This window comes from Amycolatopsis sp. FDAARGOS 1241, assembly GCF_016889705.1.
In the GTDB taxonomy this organism is placed as follows: Bacteria; Actinomycetota; Actinomycetes; order Mycobacteriales; family Pseudonocardiaceae; genus Amycolatopsis.
Window position 1 is genome coordinate 3,113,356 of the sequence record NZ_CP069526.1, and the last position, 16,613, is coordinate 3,129,968.

The following is a 16,613-nucleotide window of genomic DNA, read 5'->3' on the forward strand; positions in this document are numbered from 1 at the left end:
GTTGAGGAAGCGGCGGAGCCGTTCGGCGTGGTGGCCGTGGTCGACGGCGAACTCGGCCAGCTCCGCGGGTGTCGGTTTGCGCAGGGACACGCCGAAGGGCCCGGTTTGGTAGATCGCGGGCTCGGTTCAGGCGAAGCAGACGAGGAAGTCGCCGTCGGCCGGCGGATCGTGATGCTTTCTGGTCCGGCGGGCCGGCCGAGTCGACTGGCGTGCCGCAGAACGGGCACGGCTGCCGGGTGAATCTGGTCGGGCTCAGTCTCCCGGTGGCTGTGGTCAAGGCGACATACGAAAGACTCTTCGCGATCGGGGTCAACGATGTGCGCTCCAGGCTTTGCTATGCCCGGTACCTCCTGATGCATGGTCCCGATTGGGACCAAGAGGCCCGGGAAATCCTCCGCCAGCTCGAGGAGCCGGCGCGACAAGCTGGTGTCTGGGATGCCGCCTTTCTTGGTCATCATCCGGTCTTCTATGAAGGCCCGCCCAGGTAGGGGTTGTCTTGGAAGCAGGTCGTGCCGTGGGACTTTCCGGGAACGTCTGCTGGACGGCATCGACCGTCAGGAGAGGACTGGAGGCGACGGGTGGTTGCGGTGACCGCGGAGCTGCTCGCCGGAGCCGGCCACCAGGGCTTCACAGCCGGGCTGCGCCTCGCCCCTCCAACACCGAACCCCTGGGCTGTCTACGTGCCCGCCTGGAACCGCGAGACGGCGTTCCAGCAGCACCAGCGAGCGACGTCGCTGCTGGCCATGGGGAAAGCAGCAGCCGCCGCGTGTCACGTCCGCGGCGGACAAGCGGGGAAGCACCGTCGGAAAACGGCAGGGTCGGGGGCCAACCGGGTCATGCCGCGCCGGAGCCGGGCTGTGGACCGACTCCACCCGCCGAGCCCCCTCCTCCCAACCCGTTTTTGTCCGCACCAGCACGAGAAAAAAGCCAGCGTCCAAACCGGACCCGAAAGCCCTGGTCACGCCCCTGGCTCAGGCTTAATCTGGCCAAAAATGCAACCACCGGGAGGTGGCAGGATGAAGTCACATCACGCGATTCGGGTGGCTGTCGCCACCTTGAGCATCTTCGGCGCTGTAGGGCTCGTCAATGCGGCTCCGGCGCAAGCCCAGAACCAAGCCTACGTGGCCGTGTCGTTCGCCCCGTCGGTCAGCCAGCCCGAATTTGTCGCGGGAAACACGCAGGCTGAGGCCACATCCTTGGCCTTGAGTCTCTGTCGGCAATTCGCCGGCAGCTACCCCAACTACCAGAACGACTGTCAGGGCGGGGCCTGGGTGCACAACGGCTCGGTGGCGATAGCGGGAGACGGTTCGTTCAACCCCGGAGAGCCGTCCGGACCGTGGGGAACCGGCTGGGGTAATACCGGGGACCGAGCGACCCAAGAGGCGAGGATGGTCTGCCAGAACTCGGGCGGGCAGGGCTGCGCGCCCCACGGAAGCCAGCAGTCACCCTCCTACGACCCCAACCAGCCGACTGAGGGAGGCTCTTTCTGACAGCGGCGCACCGATCGGCGCAGTGCTCAACCTGACCGACACTCAACCTGACCGACAACGACCCCGACCGCCCTGGCTTGTGGCAACGCCAAGGCGACCAATGGGTTCCGGTAGATCCCGTCTCGTAGGCTGCTGACCTGCGATCTTACTCGCACACGTCGCGTTTTCAACGGCATTAGATCGACATACGATAGATATGAGAATACGAATGAGAAAGGCGATGAGTCTCCAGCAGGGGGACGACAGCAACGAACCCGGCGAGGTCGCGTACGACGACCCCCGCGTCCGCAACGCGATAGCCGACGAGGTGGAGCGGCGCGGGGCAACCAGGCGGAAGAGACCGTCGACGAGACCATCAAGGCCGCAGTCATCGATCTTCGTGCGGTGGCCGCCGAGGGTGTCTACGCCGTCGCCGAGCTGATCACCAAGTACGAGGACTCCCGCGTCCGCAACGCGCTCCACGGCGAGCTGGAGCGGGGACGCGGCGAGTTCGCCGCCGAGACCTGGCGGCAGGCCTGCGACATCGCCGACCAGGAAGCGCTGGTCGACGACGCTGTCGTGGCGGTGAGCTCCGACATCGACACCGCGTTGTCCGCGGCGGCTACGCCCGCCGCGCCGCCGGCGAGCTGGACGAGGGGCACGTCGAGTACCTCGAAGGCGACGCCCAGGACGTCGTCCGGCATCTCGAAGACGCGGCTCACTCGCTGCGCGCCGCCCGCGCCCGCACCGGGCGGCAACCCGGTGACGGCGTCTGCAGGGACCTGGAGGCGCGGATGAGGGGTCTGCTACCGCCGATCCAAACGCACGTGGGCAGCTGCTACGTGGACGGGCCTCTCGGACCACCAGTGGAACAACGAGGGCCTGCTCGACGCGGACCGGGGCGTGATCGTGATGGGCACCGACAACGTCGAGCGGGCGCAGGAGCTCGCGGATACGCGATCAAGCGATGGTTCGGTGCGAACGTCGCCGCGGCCCGGCCGGTCCCGGGCACTTGGTACCTCGTCGCCGCACCGCACAGCGAAGACGACGCGATGTGGATGAACGGTCCTCCCGAGCGGGGCTGCCCTGGCGTCCTGTTCACCGCGCAACCCGCTGAGGCCGTGGGCGACAGCGGCCACCAGACCCCCGGCTTCGACGGTGCTCGGTGCATGAAGAAATCCCAGATGAAACGGAGCAGGACATGGCGATCACGAACAACACGGAGGCGGAGCGGTGTCGACGCTGACGTACTGGCTCGCCGGTGTCGGCCGCAGCGCCATGGGTGTGCCGTCCGAGGAGCACGCAAGCAGGCCCTCGCGACGCCGGCTAACGCGTCGTACAAGAAGCTGATAGCCGGGGTTGGGCCGGCCGACGTCGACGAGCTGTGGGCGAAGATCGTGGCCCGCGTCGACGGCCAGCACGCCGATGCCGACGCCGCCGCCGGTGCTCTCGCCTCGGAGTCGAAGGTGCGGGCGTGACGTCGACGATGTACGAGCAGCGGAACACGGTGGGCCGGTGGGTTTCCGATGCTGCCGCCGCGGCTCGAGGGCGAGACCGAGAGCGACCGCCGAGCACGGTTGCTGAAGCGGAAGATGTACGACCACCAGCCACCAGCCCGGCAGGTGAGGACCGGGTGTCCGCCGGAGAAGCATCCCGCCGCGCACTGATGGACGCGATCCTCTACATCGGGCGTACCGGGTGCTCGCGGCCGCAACTTCCCACCCTGGCAGACCGGGGTTATGTTGGAGTAATCGCCGCTGGTCAGGCCCATTGTGGCGAGGTGATCGGCGCGGCCAGATCTGGCCGGCAGCGGTGGGTGGCTGGGCATGTTCACCCGGACGCTTCCTGGCCACCCTTCTGGCTGGGAGCGTGCGGGCGCTGGCGGGCGTCTGGTGAGGAAGCGGCGTGGCTGCCACCGGAGCGGAGGCCTGATGGGAACTCAGCGAAGCGATCGGATCGCCAGGGAGCAGGCGGCGCTGCGGCGGGTCGCGATGCTGGTGGCCCGGGCGGCCACGCCGGAGGAAGTGTTTGCCGCGGTCGCAGAGGAAGCCGGGCGGCTGCTGGGTGCCCACCACTCGTGGATGACCCGATACGACCCCGATGGCGCGGCAACGGTGGTCGCCACGTGGAGCAGCACCGGTGCTGCCGTCCTCACCGGCACCCGATTGGGCCTCGGGGGACGGAACGTGCGCACGCTGGTGTTCCAGAGCGGCCGTCCCGCGCGGATCGACAGCGCCGCCACCTCGGGCCTCGTCGCCGACGACCTCCCTCGCGAATTCGGTTACGGCGCAGCCGTGGGCGTGCCGGTCAGCGTCGAGGGCCGCCTGTGGGGTGCCATAGTCGTCGCATCCCGGCCAGGGGAACCGTTGCCGGCCGACTCCGAGGCGTGGCTGGCCGGGTTCGCCGAGCTGGTGGCGACCGCGATCGCCAGCTCGCAGGCGCGGGTGCAGCTGCGCTGGTTCGCCGACGAGCAGGCGGCGCTGCGGCGGGTGGCGACGCTCGTGGCCCGGGCGGCCACGCCGGAGGAGGTGTTTGCTGCGGTCGCTGAAGAAGCCGGGCGGCTGCTGGGCGCCCACCACTCGTGGATGACCCGATACGACCCCGACGGCGCCGCAAAGTTGATCGCCACGTGGAGCAGCACCGGCGCTGCCGTCCCCGCCGGAACCCTTCTGCCCCCCGGAGGGAGGAACGCGTACACGCTGGTGTTCCAGACCGGCCGTCCCGCGCGGATCGACAGCGCCATCGGCGCTCCGGGCCCGGACTGCGAAATCGCCAGCGAGCTGGGCGTTCGCTCGGCTGTCGGCGTGCCGGTCAGCACGGGAGGCCGCTTGTGGGGCGCCATCGTCGTGTCATCCACGCAAGAGGAGCCGCTACCCTCGGACACCGAGACGCGGCTGGCCGGGTTCACCGAACTGGCCGCCACCGCCATCGCCAACGCCGAAGCCCAGACAGAGCTGGCCGCCTCCCGGGCACGGATCGTGGCCACCGCCGACACCACCCGCCGCCGGATCGAGCGGAACCTGCACGACGGCGCCCAGCAGCGCCTGGTCTCCCTCGCCCTGCAGCTACGAGCCGCGCAGCTGACCGCGCCCACCGGGGCCGGTGAGCTGATGCGGCAACTGGACGAGGTGGCCACCGGGCTGGTCGAGGTGCTCGAGGAGCTACGCGAGATCGCCCAGGGTCTACATCCGGCCACCCTGGCCGAGCACGGACTGCGTTCCGCGCTGAAGGCGCTCGCCCGCCGCTCCGCCGTTCCCGTCCAGCTGGATGTCCGGGTGAAGGGACGGCTGACCGACCCGGTCGAGACTGCCGCCTACTACGTGGTGACCGAGGCGCTGACCAACGCGGCCAAGCACGCGCACGCCACCACCGCCGAGGTCCAGGTGGCCGCCGGTGACGGCGCGCTGCACGTGCGCGTCCGCGACGACGGCTGCGGCGGCGCCGACCTCACCCGCGGCACCGGCCTCACCGGCCTCAAGGATCGAGCCGAGGCGCTCGGCGGCCACCTGGAACTGCACAGCCCGCCCGGAGAGGGCACCACCCTTCAGGTTCAGCTCCCGGCGGAGCACGTGCGAAGCCGACCACCTGTGAGCGTGTCAGCGATCAAGGACATTCCGTCTTAGCCCGGAGAGGGACGCTGCGTTTGAGGAACATCGGAACGAAAAGCAGCGCTAAGCCGAGGACCCGCTGATCAGAGTGATGCGGGTGTGCGAGCGCCCAGCAGGTATGAGATCTGCGACACACGATGCGCCGGCATCGACAGAACCGGAACCTCGGGGGCGACTGCCCCGAATGTGCACGCGCGGCTGCGCGATGGTTGTGTCTCGAAACCAAAGCAGCGGGAGTCCGGCGGCAGGAGCAGGTGGCACATGAGCCCGCCCCGCGCTGCCGTGGGGCGGGGGCGCAGCGGGGCGGGGTGGTTTGAGGCCGGCGCGGGGGTCGCCTCTCGGCGAGTGGCGCGACCTGGGGCCGAAGACTCGGCGGTCCGGGAGGGCAGTGGGTGGAGCCCGGGGACACCACCGCACCGGCAATCACTTGCAACGCTGCCCGCCCCCGGATATTCCACAGTGGACGTGGCGAGGTGCTCCCACCCCCGGCTAGCCGTCAAGAGGGAGTTCTCGGAGATCTCGCGGAAGATCCAACGGAGGAGGCCCCTGACCAGCGGTCCCCGTAGTACCCGTCGAAAATCGGGCGGATATGCCTGACCAGCAGTGATCAGTCGTTGGCGGCGCGGTGGTCGGCGACCGTTTGCTGAACGCCTACGCTGCCGCGCCATGGTCCGGACCTTCCACGCGGAGGTAACCGGATCAGGAGACCGCGGCCGAACTGGACGGCTGGGTCCGCCGCCGCCACACCCGCCGTGTAGCCTTTCGGCACACGACGCGGGGTGGAGCAGCTCGGTAGCTCGCTGGGCTCATAACCCAGAGGTCGCAGGTTCAAATCCTGTCCCCGCTACTGCGAAGAGGCCCGGTTTGCCCATGGTGCAGGCCGGGCCTTGGTCATTGGCGGATCTGTGGCGGATCCGCGAACTTTGTGAGACTGGTGCCTGAACTAGGCGCGACGGCGTTCATCACGGTGGCGAGCTCTGTGGCCGCGCCGGCCGGGCGGGAGATGTACAGCTGGGCGTACAGCCAGCCGTCGGTCTCCAGGCCCTGCGGGTCCATACCCGCGCTCGAGAGCGTGTCCAGGATCTGGGTCTGCTCCTGCGCCGAGGCGAACCTTCGCTGCCGGAACACACCGTCGACGCGGGCGCTCTGGTAGCCCAGCTCGGCCAGGCTTGCCGCGACCGGGTCGTAGGAGAACATCCGCAGCACAAAATGCGCCATCCACGGCCGCGATCCGTGCGCGATCCGGGCGATGGTCTTGTCCGTGACGTACCCGACGCAGCCGGTCGAGATGACGAGGTCGACCCCGGCCAGCAGGTCCTGTTGCTCCGGCGTCGGATCGTCCTGCTCAAGGTCCGCGTGGATCGCGGCGTCGATGAAGCCGGCCGATTGCGCATAGGCCAGCGCCGGACCTGAGCTGTCGAGACCGATGAAGCGGATGTCGTCGGTACCCGCGTGCGAGCGGACCCAGCCACGGTCGGCCGCGAGCAGTGCTTCGTGGTCGAGGGCGAGCACATCCGGACCCGTGTAGTGGTCGTAGAGCTGGTCCATCGTCACGTCGCACCGTTGCAGGACCGCGTTGACGCCATAGGAGCAGCCGACGTCGAGCACCGTCGGTTCCGCGACGCCGCGTTCGGCGCGGTATTCCTCGATCAGCTTGCTGAAGTAGGGCTTGGCCAGTTGTGGAATGAGATAGCCGACCTGGCTCAGCGTGCCGAAGAAGGCACGCGGATCGGGCTCGGCGTAGATGTGGTCGAAGGAGATTTTGCCGGTCGAGTCGATGGGCACCCCGGTCTCCTGACTGGACGGTATGGCGTGACTGCCTCGGATGAGACGGTCACGGCCCGGGCCTCGTGCACGCACATCCGTGGGTTGCCGCGCAGGGGCTGCCCGCTCGGTCCATCCGACATACGTGGGAGGCCCGGTGGTTGTTGAGCGTACGAGTGTGAGCTCGAAGTTCACACCCGCTCGATCACGGCTGCGGTGATAGCGGCCGCCAGATCAGGAGCCTCGCATCATCCGCTCCACTCGGACCCCGGGAGCGCACACAGCTCGCCGACGGGCCGGGGGGCACGCGCCTGGGGGCGGGGCGCCGCCGGGATATGAGCGAAACGGGCAACGGCCTCTTGAATCTGCTGGTCAGGGGTCGTGTCGGCGAGGGCGCGGTGTTATCGGTAGCTTGGGTCGACGGCCTCCCCTTCGTCGGCGCCCCCTGCGAGAGGGCGCGTCCGACGAGATCGAGCGCGGGTAGCCGCAGTGAGCATCAACCGCCACGGTCGTGGTCCCTTCTCGTGCGTGCAAACGGCCAACTCCAGTCGCTCAGGTGCCACCTCGATTTTCTAGACTCTGATGCCCTCTCCTTCTCGCCCACTTAAGAAAAGGAATCCGAATGGCTCAGACCAGGCGACCTGGGGTGTGCGTTCCCCGAGCCCGTCTCCGGACCCGCTGACGCGGTTGCTGACTGCGTGGCGCCGCGACGTCGAGGCCGAGCCGCTCGCCTCGTCGCTGGCGATCGCGGCGTTGCGCCGCCGCGGAATGGCGAGACTGTCGAAGCGGTAGGCCGGCAGGCCGTGGGGCTTTGCTTCGCTCCCACTTGAGGACTGGACCACGTTTGCGCAGTTGAGCGGCCTGGCATAACAAAACGCACCTCGGGCTTGCGTGCCCATGGTGCGCCATGTAGTCGCGTAGCGTGTTTGCACCTTCGGTTTGGGGGAGGTGAGGCACGTGGTGGCTGCGGAAGCGTGGGCAGCTGTGCGTCGGGCGTTGCGTCCGGCCGATCGGGGCTGGGCGGTCCTCCCGGCACTGCGCACGGTGCTGGCCGTAGGTGTGTGCGCGGCGGTCGGGGCGGCGACGGGGGGCTTTGCGGTGCTCGGGGTGATGTACTTCGGCGCGGCGTGCGCGGTGGTGTTCGTGACGGCGGGGGAGTACCGCACGCGTGTGATCGCGTTGGCGGGTCAAGGGATCGGCGCCGTGCTCGGGCTCGGGATGGGCGCGGTGGCGGCCACGCTTGCCGGGCAGGTGGCGGTGGCGGCCGCGGTGGCGCTGGTGTGCGGGGTGTTCGGCGCGATCGGGCCGGTGTTCACGGCCGGCGCGGTGATGGCGGTGATCGGGGTGGCGTTCGGGCAGTTCAGCGGGCTGGCCCTGCCGTGGTGGCAGCAGGCGGGCTGGTACTTGCTTGGCACGGCGATCGTCGCGGTGCCGGCCCTGGTGCCGTGGCTGTTGGGCCCGCGCCGGTACGAGCGGCGCGCCATCGCCGAAGTGTTCCGCGCGTCGGCGGAGTTGCTCGCGGCCATCGGCACCGAGCAGGCGCACCGGCGGCGCGTGGAACTGGCGGCCTGCAGCGCCACCGCGCACGCCGCCGTGCTCGGGCACCGGCTGACGGTCCCGGGGCGGCACCGGGACCTGCTGGTCGACCTGGCCGCCGCGCAGGAGACCGCGGTGCGCGCCGCGACGTACTACCACGAAGGGCGAACTCCTCCGGCCGAGGTTATCCGTGCGGTGCGTGCGGGCGAGCATCCCGGCCACGACGTGGTGGTCGTGATCCCGTGGCGCCGGCGGGTGGCGATCGCGGTGCGCGGGCTCGCCCGGCGGCCGGTGCTGCTCGCCGGGGTGCGGCTGGCATGGTGCGTGGGCATCGCGACACTGCTGGCCGGGGCGGTGCACCCCGAAGGTCACGCGTACTGGCTGCCCCTGACGGTGGCCGTCGTCGTCCGGACCGAGTACGGCACGGTTTTCGTGCGCACCGTCAACCGGATCGCCGGGACGGTGGGCGGCGCGCTCGTCGCGGTGGTAGCTCTGCTGGTGTTCGGCTCAGGCTGGCCCGTCGCGCTCGTCGCCGCGCTGTCCATCGGCTTCGCGGTGCTCGCGGCCCCGAAGCTGTACGCGCTGAGCGTCGTCGGTGTGACCGCCTCGGCCCTGCTCAGCGCGTGCATCGCGGTGGAGGACACCGTGTTCCCGCTCGTGCGTGTCATCGACACGCTGCTGGGCTGCGCCGTGGCGCTCGTCTTCGGCTACTTGCTGTGGCCCGGCCGTCATGCCCTGCCGGCCAAGGCCGATCTCGCGGCCACAGCCCGGCAGGTGGTCGCGTACCTCCAGGCGACGGTGGCACCCGACGGCGACCGGACCGGCTACCAAGCCATGCGCGACGAAACCTACCGCGTGGTGCACGAGACGCGGACCGCCGTCGCCGCAGCGCTGGCCGATCCGCCACCGCTGGGCGCGCTCGCGGCCGCCGCGCTGCCCTCGGCCGTCACGCTGGAGGACGCGACCGACGGGATCACCACACTGCGAGAACGGCTCGTCGCCGGCGCGGAACCGCCCACCGGCGACCAGGTCCGGGCAGTCATGCAGTCGGTCACCGAGTGGAGCCGGCCGATCGGCCACACGCTGGACCCGCCGGCCACGCTCATCCGGCGCACTCTCATCGACCAACCGTAAATGGAGTCGTTCGGGCCGGGAACCACCCGTCAGGCTGGTGACCTGCACGTTTCCCCCGGCGGCTGCCTGAGTGCCGGGTTAGGCTCGCGCCAAGATGCCGCCGGGCGCCGGCCACCCGGCTCACCGGCGAGCCGGGGAGGTCCGATGGCCACGCGCGCGAGGCGACCGGTCAGTGGTGCCCGGCTACGTGGAGCCGATGCCCCGCCGCGACCTCGGGTAAAGCGGATCTTCGTGATTTGTGGGGCCGGGAGTTTGGCCGGTAGGGCAATGCTGTTTCCCTGTCTTCTCGGGAGGCGACGAACACGCTGGATATGTTCCGTCGCCGTTGCCAAGATCAACACGGATTCGCCCGATGACAATTCGAGCGCGTGCGAAAAGGGGAGAACAGACGTGAAACTTAGCAGCAAGGCCCTCGCTACGGGACTGGTCGCCGGTGCGCTGGTCCTCGGTGGGAACGCGATCGCCTCGGCCTCGACGGTAATCGCGACCTACAGCGACCCGAACGCGTGCCAAGCCTCGCTGGCGATCTACGAGACCGTGCACCCGGGCGCTTCGGTCTCTTGCGAGCAGGTCACGATCAGTGGTGGCGAACTCCGCTGGTGGCTCGTGCAGAACTAGTCGCGTAAGTATGGAGGTAAGTGCGCCGCGGCCATAACTGCGGCGCACTTATCTGCATTCGGAGCAGTTCCACGTGCCGCGCAATTCGATCAGCGGTACCGGCTGGTCGCGTATTGACCGGACAGCTTCTTGGCGTTGGCGAGCGCGACGTCGTAGGCCAGCGGCGCGGCCGAAGGTGGAGTTGCATGCCCACGCCACCGAGGGGGTACATCATGGTGTGCACCCCGACAAGATCGCTGAGCCGCGAAGACCGCCAGAAACCCGCGCGCTCCCGGCGCGTGCCGCGGCCGATGCCCCGGCGCCCCCGGTGCTGCACCTGCGCCAGCCGGCCCGGATCGAGGACACCTCCACCCTCCGCCACGCTCTCGCCGCCTGGGCCCGGGGCCGCGGCCTGCCGCAAGAGCTGATGGTCGATCTCGAGCTTGCCGTCTACGAGGCCCTGGTCAACGCCGTCGAGCACGCTTACCCCGACGGCACCACCGGCACGACGACCAGGCCATGCGCGTCACCGCCACCGTCACCGACCGCGGCCGCTGGCGGCCCCAGCCCGAGCCCGACCCGCTCCGCGGCCGAGGACTGGCCCTGATCCGCTTGCTGGCCGACCACGCCGAGATCACCCCGACCACTCAAGGCACTGTCGTCACCATGTGCTGGCAACTCCCCCGCGACCACGCCACCGGCTAGGCCGGCCAGCGCCACGTCTGCCCTGATCTGTATCCCACACCCACGGTCAGACCACGCCGCCCGGCGGGACGTGGTGACCCGGCATGACCGAGCCGGCATGGTGGCGTGCGCCAGTAGTAAAAACCCCGGTCCGGTCGGCCCGCGCGGTGCCCCGGGCCGGCCCGGCCTGCTCACCGGACGGTCATGGCGGGAACGACGCTGTCTCACGAGATGGCGGGGCTCGGTCGTGCCGTAACGTTGGCTTCCGCGGGGCGGCACAGCCGGCCGTCTTCGCCGTGCGCAGACAGGAAGACCGGCATGAGCAGTGAGCAGGAATGGCAACGCGACAAGGCCCTGTTCGTCGAGGACAACTGTCAGGACGCTGAGGGCCCAGGCCTGCTGGCCGGGCAGTTCGCCGAACTGACGGCCCGGCTGCTCACCGCCCCGACCGTCGACGACGTGCTGCGGCGGGTCCTTGAGGCGACCACCCTCATGGTCCCGTCGGCCGATCTGGCGAGCTTCACCCTGATCGGCCGCGACGGCGCCTTCCACACCCCGGAGGAGACCGACGAGGTCGCCCTCGAACTAGACCGCCTGCAGTACCGGTTCCGCGAAGGACCGTGCGTCGAAGCCGCGGACCCCGCCGGGCCGGCCGTCGCTGTCGCACCCGACCTCGCCAACGAGCCGCGCTGGCCACGCTGGGCGCCGGCCGCCACCGAACTCGGCATCCACGCCGTCATCTCCACCGCCCTGATCCCCGGCCCCCGCAAGGCCCGTCGGTCGGCGCGCTCAACGTCTACTCCCGCACCACCAACGGCCTGGACAAAGCCGACCGCGACGCGCTCCTGCTGCTGGCGACCCACGCGTCGCTGGCCCTGGCCACGACCGACGCCGTCACCCGCGCCGAGCTGGAAGTCGCCCACCTCCGCAAGGCAATCGCGAGCCGCGACGTCATCGGACAAGCCAAAGGCATCATCATGGCCCGCCGTGGCGTGTCCGCCGACGAGGCGTTCGACCTGCTCCGCCACACGTCCCAGGACCTCAACATCAAACTGGCCGAACTCGCCCGGACCCTCACTGACCGGCACACCGAACTCGACCTGCCCACGCACTGAACCGCGCTCAACGACCAGCCGTGCCGGGCATGCAGCAGCGTGGTGATCGCACCTCCTCGGCACTCGCTGCCCGTGGGGGGCGACCCCGCCCGTCCTCGGTCTAGAGCGGACGGGGTCTAAACCCGACGTTTCCCGCGCGAGACGTAATGGGTCGACAGCTTCTTCGCGTTCGCCCGCGACCTTGTATGCCACGGGGGTGGTGGACTCGATCAGTTCGACGGATCCCTCACCTGGGCAGCGAGTCCGTCCACTCGGCACTGATCGCGGCCCCCCGCGGGTCGTCCAAGTGGTACACGGCGCCGTCGGCGGTCACGAACGTCGACGTGCCGTTGACACGCCCGGTCGCCGGGGCGACGACCAGGCGTTCCTCCCCGGGCAGCACGAGCCCGCGCCCGCCGGGCACGGCACCGAGGTCGCGGACGCCCGGATAGGCGGCGATCGCACGGAACGCCGCGGCCCGCACACCCGGCGGCGCGGGCAGCGCCGACACGAGGGAAACCAGCGACTCCAGCAATGCCTGCTCCCGGTCGCTCGCGGTCAGCGGACCCGCACTCGTCCGGGCGTCGCTGTGCTTCAGCGCCTCCGCGATCCAGTCGCGCAGCGCCGTCGGGTCGGTGGGCAGGGCTCGAAGCTGGTCGAGGGTCACGTCGACGACGCCCAGCCGGAAGGGGTTCGACTGGCCCAGCGGCACGACCCGGCCACCGGACTTCGCGCCGCGGAACCACTGGTGACCGTCGGCCGTGGTCCAGGACTCGTACGTCAGATCCCGGGACGTCGTCACGACGTGCCAGTAGGTGCCGGTTTCCGACGGCGCCTTCGCGGCCACGGTGGCCGCCGCGAGCAGGACGTCCTGGCCGGTGACGACGGGGGCCACCGCCTGCGGCCGCGGGGCCTCCGCGGGAGCGCCGGGCAGGGTCGCCACCACGATGGCGGCCGCGGCCGCGGCGGCGAGGCCGGTGCCGAGCACGAGCGGGCGGCGTCGCCTCCGTGGCGCGCCGAGCATCCGGTTCTGCAGCCGGTGCCGGCTCCGGTCGACGACTTCCTGGGCCGGTTCGGTGGGCAGCAGCACTGCCCGCAGGGTCTGCAGGTCATTCATCGGACGCCTCCTGGGCGAGAACAGGGGTGAGTTTCTTGCGGGCGCGCGTCAGCCGGGAGCCGACCGTGCCCGGGGAGATGCCGAGCGCCTCGGCGACTTCGGCGTAACCGAGTTCGCCGAGGGCCACCAGCAGCAGGACGTCACGCTCGCCGGCGGACAGCCGGGACAGTGCCTTGCCGAGCTGCCCGGCCGCGATGGCCGAGACGACGCGGTTTTCGTGGCTTTCGGCGGCCACAGGGACGTCGAGCCGGGAGAGTGCGCGGTAGTGCCGGGCCTCCTTGCGGCGGTGGCGCGAGACGAGGTTGGTCGCGATGCCGAACAGCCACGCCCGCAGGTCGCCGCGGCCGGCGTCGAACGCCTTCCGGCGGTCGAAGGCGACGAGGAACGTCTCGGCGGCGATGTCCTCCGCGGCCTGGGCGCCGAGCCGCCCGGCGACGTACCGGTAGATGTCTGCGAAGTAGCGGTCGTGCACCTCGGTGAACGGCTCGACGCCGGTCACCGGGGCCGCCGTCACGGTGCTGCCTCTGTCATGGGGTTCCTTCCCGTAGGCGTTAGTTTCACCACCACTTCGCCGAAGGTCCGGAACCTCTTCCCTACCCCACCAGTCAGGGGCGCTGCGGCTCGCGAAGCCATTCGTACGCCGTGGCTGCGCGCGGGACGCCCAGTCGTCGTCCGGCGCGGAGGCTGCGAAGGCCTTGTGGTGAAGGTCCGGACCTCGAAGTACTGGCCCGGCCGGCGCAGCCCGGAGTGGTTGAAGCACCCGCTGATCCAGACCCAGGAGGTGGTAATCGGCGGCTGGCGCGGCGGCCAGGGCGGCCGAACCGGACTCTTGGGCGGAATGCTGCTCGGCGCGCACGACCGCGACACCGGCGACTTGCTCTACATCGGCGACGTCGGCACCGGCTTCACCCACCAGGCCCTGCTCGACGCCCAGGCCAAACTCGACCCGCTGGCCCGGGCGACCAGCCCGTTCGCGAACAAGGTGCCGCGCGACCGGGCCAGCGGCGTCCACTGAGTCGCCCCGACGCTGGTGGGTGAGGTCGTCTACCGCCAGTTCACCCCGCGCGAACACCGCCTCCGCCACACCGCGTGGCGCGGATGGCGGCCGGATCGAGTGCCCAGCGAAGCCTTAGTCCCGGACACCGGCCGCGGCGGCGGGTGTGCCTGATGCCCGAGAAGAAGCTGAACGTGCAGGTCGGGGGCCGCCAGCTGGCACTGTCTAATCTGGACAAGCCTCTGGGGCTCACCAGCCCAGCGCTGCTCGTGCGCGGCATCGCCCAAGTCGGGCAAGGCACGGTGTCCCTCGCGGCCGACCAGGTCACGCCGCTCGACCCCAAGAGCCTCGCGGTCGCGTCTCGTGACTTCAGGTAGAAACCAATCTGCAGCGCGGGTGGTCGCGGGACCCTGCTGACCTAGTGTCGCGTGTCGTTAGTTGTTTGACGGTTGGGTGGGTGTCAGAATGCGGTATGGCGAATCGACCGGCTGCCGCGCTGTCTCTTCGTGATGGTGATCGTGAGCGGTTGCTGTCGTTGACCAGGAGTTCGTCGGTGCGGGCGGGCCTGGCGCAGCGGGCGCGGATCGTGCTGCTGGCCGCCGAGGGTGTGGCGAACAGTGTGATCGCCGAACGAGTCGGGGTGTCGCGGCCGACCGTGATCGGCTGGCGGGAACGTTATGAGGGTGGTGGGATCGACGGCCTGCACGACGAGGCGCGCTCGGGGCGGCCCCGGCTGGTGGACCATCGAGAGATCGTTGCGGCCACGCTGAAGCCGCCGCCGAAGAAGCTCGGCGTGACGCACTGGTCGAGCCGGCTGCTGGCCGCCCGGCTGCGGATCAGCAACGGCACGGTGGCCCGCGCGTGGCGGGACTACGGGGTGCAGCCTTGGCGGAGCGAGACGTTCAAGTTCTCCACCGACCCAGAGCTGGTCGCCAAGGTCACCGACGTGGTGGGGTTGTATCTGGCGCCGCCGGAGAACGCGATCGTGCTCTGTGTCGACGAGAAGTCCCAGGTCCAAGCGTTGGACCGGACCCAGCCAATGCTGCCGATGCAACCTGGACAGGTCGAGCGGCGCACCCACGACTATGTCCGGCACGGCACCACCACCCTGTTCGCCGCGCTGGAAATCGCCACCGGCAAGGTCACTGGCGCAGTCAAACCGCGGCACCGGCACCAGGAGTTCCTGGTATTCCTCAAACAGCTCGCCCGCGCCTACCCCGACGACGAGCTACACCTGGTGATGGACAACTACGCCACGCACAAGCGTCCCGAGATCCGCGACTGGCTCGCGGCGAACCCGCGAATCCACGTCCATTTCACCCCGACCTCAGGCTCCTGGCTCAACCTGGTCGAGGTCTGGTTCGGCATCATCGAACGCCAAACCATCCGCCGCGGCAGCTTCCGCTCCGTCCACGACCTCAACGCCAAGATCCGCGCCTTCATCGACGGCTGGAACGAACGCTGCCACCCCTTCATCTGGACCAAAACCGCCGACGAGATCCTCAAGAAGTCCAACCGTCAGACCACTTCAAACACAGACCACTAGCGGAGGACTCGCACGCGAGGACGGGACGCGATCAGCTCAGACTTGGGAATGCACCCTGCCTAGCGGAGAGCTGGATCCTGAAACAGCTGTTACATTCACCGGGTCAAGGTATACGGCCTACGATCTGGAACATGACCAGGTCTTCTACAGGGCCGGGGTCGCGGGTCGTGAGTTGGGCCAATACTTCTCCCGGCGCCCCCCTGTTAGCGCTCTGCAAACGAGGATCGACAAAGCCATCCCCCCGACCTGGCCGGACGGAACTCCTGCACCGCTCGACACCGTCTACGCGATCAAAATCCCGGCCGGGGTTAGAATTTACGAAGGTGAAGTTGCCAACCAGGGTGAGTGGTACATGGGAGGCACTGATCAAATATTTATCAGGAGGCCCTGGGAGATACCGGGCGTGGAGGTGGTAGACAGTTGGCCGCTGCATCCGTAGAGAGAGATATTTATGCCGTTCTCTCGGATATTCGTGATGTTCTTGATGTGACAATGGAGAGCGAGTGGAAGCAGACGTTCTCGAGATATGAAAATTTGCTCAGGAGGAGCGTGGATGACGCTGCGGCTCGGCAGCGTATAATTAGGGAGATGCTCCGGCTGTACGGAGGTATGAATTCATTTAATGATCTCGTCCTTCAAGATTCTCGCGGTGCCCGGCCCGAGAATGCGGAGCTCGACCGACTAAGGCACGAGCTTCATGGAAAACTTATCGAATTTCTCGAATAGCAGGTTTGACGGCAGTCACGGCAGAGGGCTGCGGGAGGCGGGTAGAGTCCTCCGGTGAGCAGTGTGAGGTGAGGACGCCGACGACGCAAATCAAGACGTTCCAGGTGCCGACGTCTTATGTCGATGAATTGCGCGCGGCATCAGTTCCTGAGTCGATGGCACGGCAGTTCCCCGGCAGTCCGATTGTGGTGGATGTAAACAAGGCTGTCGATCAGTTTGGGCTTCGGTCGGATAAGTTCGATGATCTGCGTGCCCACATCATTCCGGGCAGCGGAGGGTTGTGGTGATCGGTCCCGAGGAGCGGCGGCATCTGACGAACGGCCCTCGTCCAGGCGAGGTGGCTG

The 16,613-nt window shown here is 69.0% G+C and carries 15 protein-coding genes, 1 tRNA gene and 1 pseudogene; 14 read left to right on the plus strand and 3 right to left on the minus strand.

Translation table 11 applies throughout. The annotated features are described in order from the left end of the window. Positions 1–1,016: 1,016 nt before the first annotated feature. From I6J71_RS15320 to I6J71_RS15340, 5 genes are all read left to right on the plus strand, one after another. Entirely contained in the window at positions 1,017–1,490 is a 474-nt protein-coding gene (locus I6J71_RS15320; RefSeq protein WP_204095325.1) for a DUF4189 domain-containing protein, read from the plus strand. 384 nt (positions 1,491–1,874) lie between these two features. Continuing rightward, positions 1,875–2,267 carry a hypothetical protein gene (locus tag I6J71_RS15325; RefSeq protein ID WP_204095326.1) on the plus strand — a complete coding sequence of 131 codons (393 nt, stop codon included), beginning with the start codon at positions 1,875–1,877 and terminating at the stop codon, positions 2,265–2,267. A 371-nt stretch (positions 2,268–2,638) separates the two neighbouring features. Next, complete coding sequence (locus I6J71_RS15330; RefSeq protein WP_204095327.1) at positions 2,639–2,947, plus strand: hypothetical protein; 309 nt, start codon at positions 2,639–2,641, stop codon at positions 2,945–2,947. Between the two features lie 453 nt (positions 2,948–3,400). After that, on the plus strand, positions 3,401–5,092 hold the full coding sequence (locus tag I6J71_RS15335; RefSeq protein ID WP_204095328.1) for a GAF domain-containing sensor histidine kinase: 1,692 nt from the start codon (positions 3,401–3,403) through the stop codon (positions 5,090–5,092). A gap of 758 nt (positions 5,093–5,850) precedes the next feature. After that, positions 5,851–5,924 (plus strand) — tRNA-Met (locus tag I6J71_RS15340). 44 nt (positions 5,925–5,968) lie between these two features. Here the strand turns inward: I6J71_RS15340 and I6J71_RS15345 are convergent. Then, the gene (locus I6J71_RS15345) at positions 5,969–6,862 is read right to left on the minus strand and encodes a class I SAM-dependent methyltransferase (protein WP_204095329.1); all 894 of its coding nucleotides are present in this window, start codon (positions 6,860–6,862) and stop codon (positions 5,969–5,971) included. Positions 6,863–7,798: 936 nt separating this feature from the next. Here I6J71_RS15345 and I6J71_RS15350 point away from each other — a divergent pair. From I6J71_RS15350 to I6J71_RS48195, 4 genes and pseudogenes are all read left to right on the plus strand, one after another. Next, a complete protein-coding gene (locus tag I6J71_RS15350) occupies positions 7,799–9,511 on the plus strand; it encodes an FUSC family protein (RefSeq protein WP_204095330.1) in 1,713 nt (570 codons plus the stop codon). 390 nt (positions 9,512–9,901) lie between these two features. Beyond that, a complete protein-coding gene (locus I6J71_RS15355) occupies positions 9,902–10,129 on the plus strand; it encodes a hypothetical protein (protein ID WP_204095331.1) in 228 nt (75 codons plus the stop codon). Between the two features lie 307 nt (positions 10,130–10,436). Beyond that, positions 10,437–10,813, plus strand: a pseudogene (locus I6J71_RS15360) (ATP-binding protein). A gap of 599 nt (positions 10,814–11,412) precedes the next feature. After that, the gene (locus I6J71_RS48195) at positions 11,413–11,907 is read left to right on the plus strand and encodes an ANTAR domain-containing response regulator (RefSeq protein ID WP_239154848.1); all 495 of its coding nucleotides are present in this window, start codon (positions 11,413–11,415) and stop codon (positions 11,905–11,907) included. A 226-nt stretch (positions 11,908–12,133) separates the two neighbouring features. Here the strand turns inward: I6J71_RS48195 and I6J71_RS15370 are convergent, their stop codons facing one another. Then, positions 12,134–13,003 carry a CU044_5270 family protein gene (locus I6J71_RS15370; protein WP_204094263.1) on the minus strand — a complete coding sequence of 290 codons (870 nt, stop codon included), beginning with the start codon at positions 13,001–13,003 and terminating at the stop codon, positions 12,134–12,136. Continuing rightward, positions 12,996–13,517, minus strand: coding sequence for an RNA polymerase sigma factor (locus I6J71_RS15375; RefSeq protein ID WP_204094264.1), 522 nt, complete (start codon positions 13,515–13,517; stop codon positions 12,996–12,998). Before I6J71_RS15375 ends, I6J71_RS15370 begins: the two co-directional genes overlap by 8 nt. Positions 13,518–13,703: 186 nt before the next feature. On the opposite strand from I6J71_RS15375, the gene I6J71_RS48200 reads away from it, so the two are divergent. The 5 genes from I6J71_RS48200 (at position 13,704) to I6J71_RS15400 (ending at position 16,556) form a co-directional block, all read left to right on the plus strand. Then, the gene (locus tag I6J71_RS48200; RefSeq protein WP_239154850.1) at positions 13,704–14,018 is read left to right on the plus strand and encodes a hypothetical protein; all 315 of its coding nucleotides are present in this window, start codon (positions 13,704–13,706) and stop codon (positions 14,016–14,018) included. Between the two features lie 152 nt (positions 14,019–14,170). Beyond that, positions 14,171–14,374 carry a hypothetical protein gene (locus I6J71_RS15385; protein WP_204095332.1) on the plus strand — a complete coding sequence of 68 codons (204 nt, stop codon included), beginning with the start codon at positions 14,171–14,173 and terminating at the stop codon, positions 14,372–14,374. A gap of 95 nt (positions 14,375–14,469) precedes the next feature. Then, a complete protein-coding gene (locus tag I6J71_RS15390; protein ID WP_204089022.1) occupies positions 14,470–15,543 on the plus strand; it encodes an IS630 family transposase in 1,074 nt (357 codons plus the stop codon). Between the two features lie 420 nt (positions 15,544–15,963). Next, positions 15,964–16,269 carry a hypothetical protein gene (locus tag I6J71_RS15395; RefSeq protein WP_204095333.1) on the plus strand — a complete coding sequence of 102 codons (306 nt, stop codon included), beginning with the start codon at positions 15,964–15,966 and terminating at the stop codon, positions 16,267–16,269. Positions 16,270–16,337: 68 nt separating this feature from the next. Continuing rightward, on the plus strand, positions 16,338–16,556 hold the full coding sequence (locus I6J71_RS15400; RefSeq protein ID WP_204095334.1) for a hypothetical protein: 219 nt from the start codon (positions 16,338–16,340) through the stop codon (positions 16,554–16,556). Positions 16,557–16,613 lie beyond the last annotated feature (57 nt).